At 49.4% G+C, this 4,334-nt stretch carries 4 protein-coding genes and 4 tRNA genes; 7 read left to right on the top strand and 1 reads right to left on the bottom strand.

Annotation, left to right across the window (positions count from 1 at the left end; all coding sequences use genetic code 11):
- Positions 1-192: 192 nt before the first annotated feature.
- Positions 193-1,221, top strand: coding sequence for a UDP-N-acetylmuramate dehydrogenase (murB, locus tag OGV82_RS06365; protein ID WP_047459756.1), 1,029 nt, complete (start codon positions 193-195; stop codon positions 1,219-1,221).
- Entirely contained in the window at positions 1,218-2,180 is a 963-nt protein-coding gene (gene birA, locus OGV82_RS06370) for a bifunctional biotin--[acetyl-CoA-carboxylase] ligase/biotin operon repressor BirA (RefSeq protein WP_012133821.1), read from the top strand. The genes murB and birA overlap by 4 nt, the downstream gene beginning before the upstream one ends.
- 30 nt (positions 2,181-2,210) lie before the next feature.
- Here birA and coaA read toward each other — a convergent pair whose 3' ends face one another.
- Entirely contained in the window at positions 2,211-3,164 is a 954-nt protein-coding gene (gene coaA, locus OGV82_RS06375) for a type I pantothenate kinase (RefSeq protein WP_024130653.1), read from the bottom strand.
- 397 nt (positions 3,165-3,561) lie between these two features.
- On the opposite strand from coaA, the gene OGV82_RS06385 reads away from it, so the two are divergent.
- From OGV82_RS06385 to OGV82_RS06405, 5 genes are all read left to right on the top strand, one after another.
- Positions 3,562-3,637: transfer RNA gene (locus OGV82_RS06385), tRNA-Thr, on the top strand.
- An 8-nt stretch (positions 3,638-3,645) separates the two neighbouring features.
- Positions 3,646-3,730 (top strand) — tRNA-Tyr (locus OGV82_RS06390).
- A 117-nt stretch (positions 3,731-3,847) separates the two neighbouring features.
- Positions 3,848-3,922 (top strand) — tRNA-Gly (locus OGV82_RS06395).
- Positions 3,923-3,927: 5 nt separating this feature from the next.
- A tRNA-Thr gene (locus OGV82_RS06400) sits at positions 3,928-4,003 on the top strand.
- 116 nt (positions 4,004-4,119) lie between these two features.
- Positions 4,120-4,334, top strand: a 215-nt coding sequence (locus tag OGV82_RS06405) for a GTP-binding protein (protein WP_000031663.1), incomplete at its 3' end; no start/stop codon positions are given.

Consider the following 4,334-nt stretch of genomic DNA (forward strand, 5'->3'; position numbering starts at 1 on the left):
GGTCTCCCCATGCGAGAGTAGGGAACTGCCAGGCATTAATTAAGTGAAGAGGCCATCCTGAGGGATGGCCTTTTTGCGTTTATGCGCCCGGGTGCTGCCGGATGACGCTGCGCTTATCCCACCTACATAACCACAAGCCATACTGTTGCATATGCGGTAAACTAGACGCGATTTTGCATCAGGAAAGCGTCTATGAATCACTCCCTCAAACCCTGGAATACCTTCGGTATCGATCAACGCGCTAACGAGATTGTCTGTGCCGAAAATGAACAACAACTATTGGATGCCTGGCAATCGGCTAAAGCATCAAATCATCCGGTACTGATACTGGGCGAAGGGAGTAACGTTCTGTTTCTTGATACCTTTCATGGAACGGTGATTATCAACCGTATCAAAGGTATTGAGGTGACAGAGCAACCCGAGGCATGGCACTTGCACGTAGGGGCGGGGGAAAACTGGCATAACCTGGTACGATACACACTCCAGCAAGGTATGCCGGGGCTGGAGAATCTGGCGCTTATTCCGGGGTGCGTCGGTTCTTCTCCTATCCAGAACATTGGCGCCTATGGTGTAGAACTACAGCGGGTCTGTGACTATGTGGATTGTGTCGAGCTGGCAACCGGAAAGCCTCTACGGGTGAGTGCCACAGAGTGCCGCTTTGGTTATCGTGATAGTATCTTCAAGCATGAATATCAGGATCGTTACGCCATTATGGCCGTCGGCCTGCGTTTACCAAAACAGTGGCAGCCCGTACTCACTTATGGCGACCTGGTTCGCCTTGAACCTGAAACGGTCACGCCGCAGCAGGTGTTTGATGCCGTATGCCATATGCGCACCACGAAACTGCCCGATCCAAAAGTAAATGGTAATGCAGGTAGCTTCTTTAAAAATCCTGTTGTTGCAGCAGAGATTGCGCACACATTACTGGCGCAATTTCCCGGTGCGCCACATTACCCGCAGGCCGATGGTTCAGTGAAGCTGGCTGCCGGTTGGTTGATCGATCAGTGCCAGCTAAAAGGCGTCAGTATTGGGGGCGCTGCGGTACATCGTCAGCAGGCCCTGGTGCTGATTAACGCACATAATGCGACAAGCGAGGATGTGGTGAAACTCGCGCATCATGTGCGTCAGAACGTGGGTGAGAAATTTAATGTCTGGCTGGAACCGGAGGTTCGGTTTATCGGGCAGACCGGTGAAGTGAATGCTGTGGAGATCATTGCATGAAGGATAATACCGTTCCCCTGACGCTGATCTCTTTGCTGGCCGATGGTGAGTTTCATTCGGGTGAACAGCTGGGTGAAACACTGGGAATGAGCCGCGCAGCCATCAACAAGCATGTCCAGACGCTGCGTGACTGGGGAGTTGATGTGTTTACCGTACCTGGCAAAGGATATAGCCTGCCAGAACCTATCCAATTATTAGATGCTTCTGTCATCCATGCACAACTGGACAGCGGGAATGTCACGGTACTTCCGGTTATCGATTCGACGAACCAGTATCTGCTGGACCGTATTGGCCAGTTGACGTCGGGTGATGCCTGTGTAGCGGAATACCAGCAGGCTGGGCGTGGTCGTCGTGGGCGGAAATGGTTCTCTCCATTTGGTGCGAACCTGTATCTTTCTATGTACTGGCGTCTGGAGCAGGGGCCGGCAGCCGCGATCGGGCTGAGTCTGGTGATCGGCATTGTGATGGCTGAGGTTTTGCGCGATCTGGGGGCAGAGAAGGTTCGGGTTAAGTGGCCTAATGACCTCTATTTACTCGATCGCAAGCTGGCAGGCATTCTGGTTGAGCTTACGGGTAAAACGGGCGACGCTGCACAAATCGTTATCGGCGCAGGTATCAACATGGCCATGCGCCGTGTGGAAGAAGGCGTCGTGAATCAGGGATGGATCAATCTCCAGGAAGCGGGCATTACGCTTGATCGCAACATGCTGGCGGCGACGTTAATCAAAGAGTTGCGTGCGGCGCTGGAACTCTTTGAGCAGGAAGGTCTGGCACCTTACCTGTCTCGCTGGGAAAAACTGGATAATTTTATTAACCGACCGGTTAAACTGATTATTGGTGATAAAGAAATATTTGGTATTTCCCGTGGGATAGATGCGCAAGGTGCGTTGTTGCTTGAACAGGATGGCGTAATTAAGCCGTGGATGGGCGGAGAAATATCTTTACGCAGCGCAGAATAATAAAAAGGGAGCTAACGCTCCCTTTTTACATTATTTTCTCAACCTGACTTGTTCGACCGCATGATTGGCGCTTTTGGTCATAATCAGACTGGCCCGTTCACGAGTGGGTAAAATATTTTGCTTTAAGTTCAACCAGTTGATTTCTTTCCATAATGATGCGGCGGTATTGATCGCTTCATCTTTCGATAATTTTGCGTAATTATGGAAATAAGAATCTGGGTCGGTGAACGCCCCTTCACGGAATTTCAGGAAGCGGTTGATGTACCACGTCTGGAGTAAATCTTCAGGCGCATCAACATAAATAGAAAAATCAACGAAGTCAGAAACAAATACATGATGTGGATCGTGAGGATAATCCATTCCACTCTGTAGTACATTTAAGCCTTCAAGAATTAATATATCGGGCTGCGCGACGGTTTTATCTCCGTCTGGAATCACATCATAAATCAGGTGTGAATAGACTGGCGCGGTAACATTTGGCACCCCTGATTTGAGATCGGAAACGAACTTCACCAGACGGTGCATATCGTAAGACTCAGGAAAGCCTTTCTTCTTCATCAGCCCGCGATCTTTCAGCACCTGGTTAGGGTGTAGAAAACCGTCAGTGGTGATCAATTCGACGCGACGATGTTCCGGCCAGCGGCTCAGCAGCGCTTGCAGTACGCGCGCGGTGGTGCTTTTGCCCACGGCGACGCTACCGGCAATGCTGATGATATAAGGAATACGCTGGCCGTTAGTGCCTAAAAATTGCTCCAGAACAGCCTGACGGCGCAGGTTTGAACTGATATAGAAATTTAGCAAACGCGACAGGGGCAAATAAATCTCGGCAACTTCTTCCAGTGATAAATCTTCATTAATACCTTTGAGTCGTGCGATTTCACCCTCGGTCAGGGTCATTGGCACGGAATCACGAAGCGCAGCCCACTGGTTGCGATCAAATTGTAGGTAAGGCGTCATTAACGTTTGCTCTTTACTCATAAGCATGTTTCTGGCTGTCATTGCTACATCAGGTCAGCGATAAAAAAGCGAATCATCCCCGGCATGCAATGGCACGACACATTTCAGTTAATTTGGACAATGGGCAGGAGGGTAACACCAGATGGGAGGGAATAATAAGAAAAAATCTCTCCTGATAAGTTATCCCTGAAACGCAATGTGACGGATATACCATATGTAAAAGAAGAATTTTTCTCTTTCAAACGCAGATATGATGATGCTCTCCGTTAAGCTGTTAGCATCCTGGTGTCGAAAAATCGCACTGACCTGACTAAAAATAGGCCATTTAGCAGTCTTGTCGTGCAAAATGTGAGCGATAGAACATTTTATGCAATTTTTTAGTTGCATGAGGTCGCAGGTCTCCATAGAATGCGCGCTACTTGATGCCGACTTAGCTCAGTAGGTAGAGCAACTGACTTGTAATCAGTAGGTCACCAGTTCGATTCCGGTAGTCGGCACCATCAAGTCCGGTGGGGTTCCCGAGCGGCCAAAGGGAGCAGACTGTAAATCTGCCGTCACAGACTTCGAAGGTTCGAATCCTTCCCCCACCACCACTTTCTGGCAGCGTGTTTGCTGTCTGAACTGGTTGAAAAAATTAACCGGTTCGAATAAGAAAAGAGACATGTCTCTTTTTTTGTTACAGAAAGAACTGGGTAGCCGAGTTCCAGGATGCGGGCATCGTATAATGGCTATTACCTCAGCCTTCCAAGCTGATGATGCGGGTTCGATTCCCGCTGCCCGCTCCAGACGTGCTGATATGGCTCAGTTGGTAGAGCGCACCCTTGGTAAGGGTGAGGTCCCCAGTTCGACTCTGGGTATCAGCACCACTTCACTTCTCCTTCCCGTTTCTCTCTGTATAAACTTAAATATTCAACAATTCAGGCATATCGCCTGGTTGATGTGGTGATATCACCGATTTATCCGTGTCTTAGAGGGACAATCGATGTCTAAAGAAAAGTTTGAACGTACAAAACCGCACGTCAACGTCGGTACTATCGGCCACGTTGACCATGGTAAAACAACGCTGACCGCTGCAATCACTACCGTACTGGCTAAAACCTACGGCGGTGCTGCTCGCGCATTCGACCAGATCGATAACGCGCCGGAAGAAAAAGCTCGTGGTATCACCATCAACACTTCTCACGTTGAATACGACAC

It is taken from the genome of Citrobacter sp. CK191 (genome assembly GCF_030333435.1).
GTDB lineage: Bacteria > Pseudomonadota > Gammaproteobacteria > Enterobacterales > Enterobacteriaceae > Citrobacter_B > Citrobacter_B koseri.

What these genes read in the sequence shown, in the direction of transcription:
- murB (WP_047459756.1), top strand. Translation starts at nt 193, where the DNA reads ATGAATCACTCCCTCAAACCCTGGAATACCTTCGGTATCGATCAACGC.
- birA (WP_012133821.1), top strand. Translation starts at nt 1,218, where the DNA reads ATGAAGGATAATACCGTTCCCCTGACGCTGATCTCTTTGCTGGCCGAT.
- coaA (WP_024130653.1), bottom strand. Translation starts at nt 3,164, where the DNA reads ATGCTTATGAGTAAAGAGCAAACGTTAATGACGCCTTACCTACAATTT.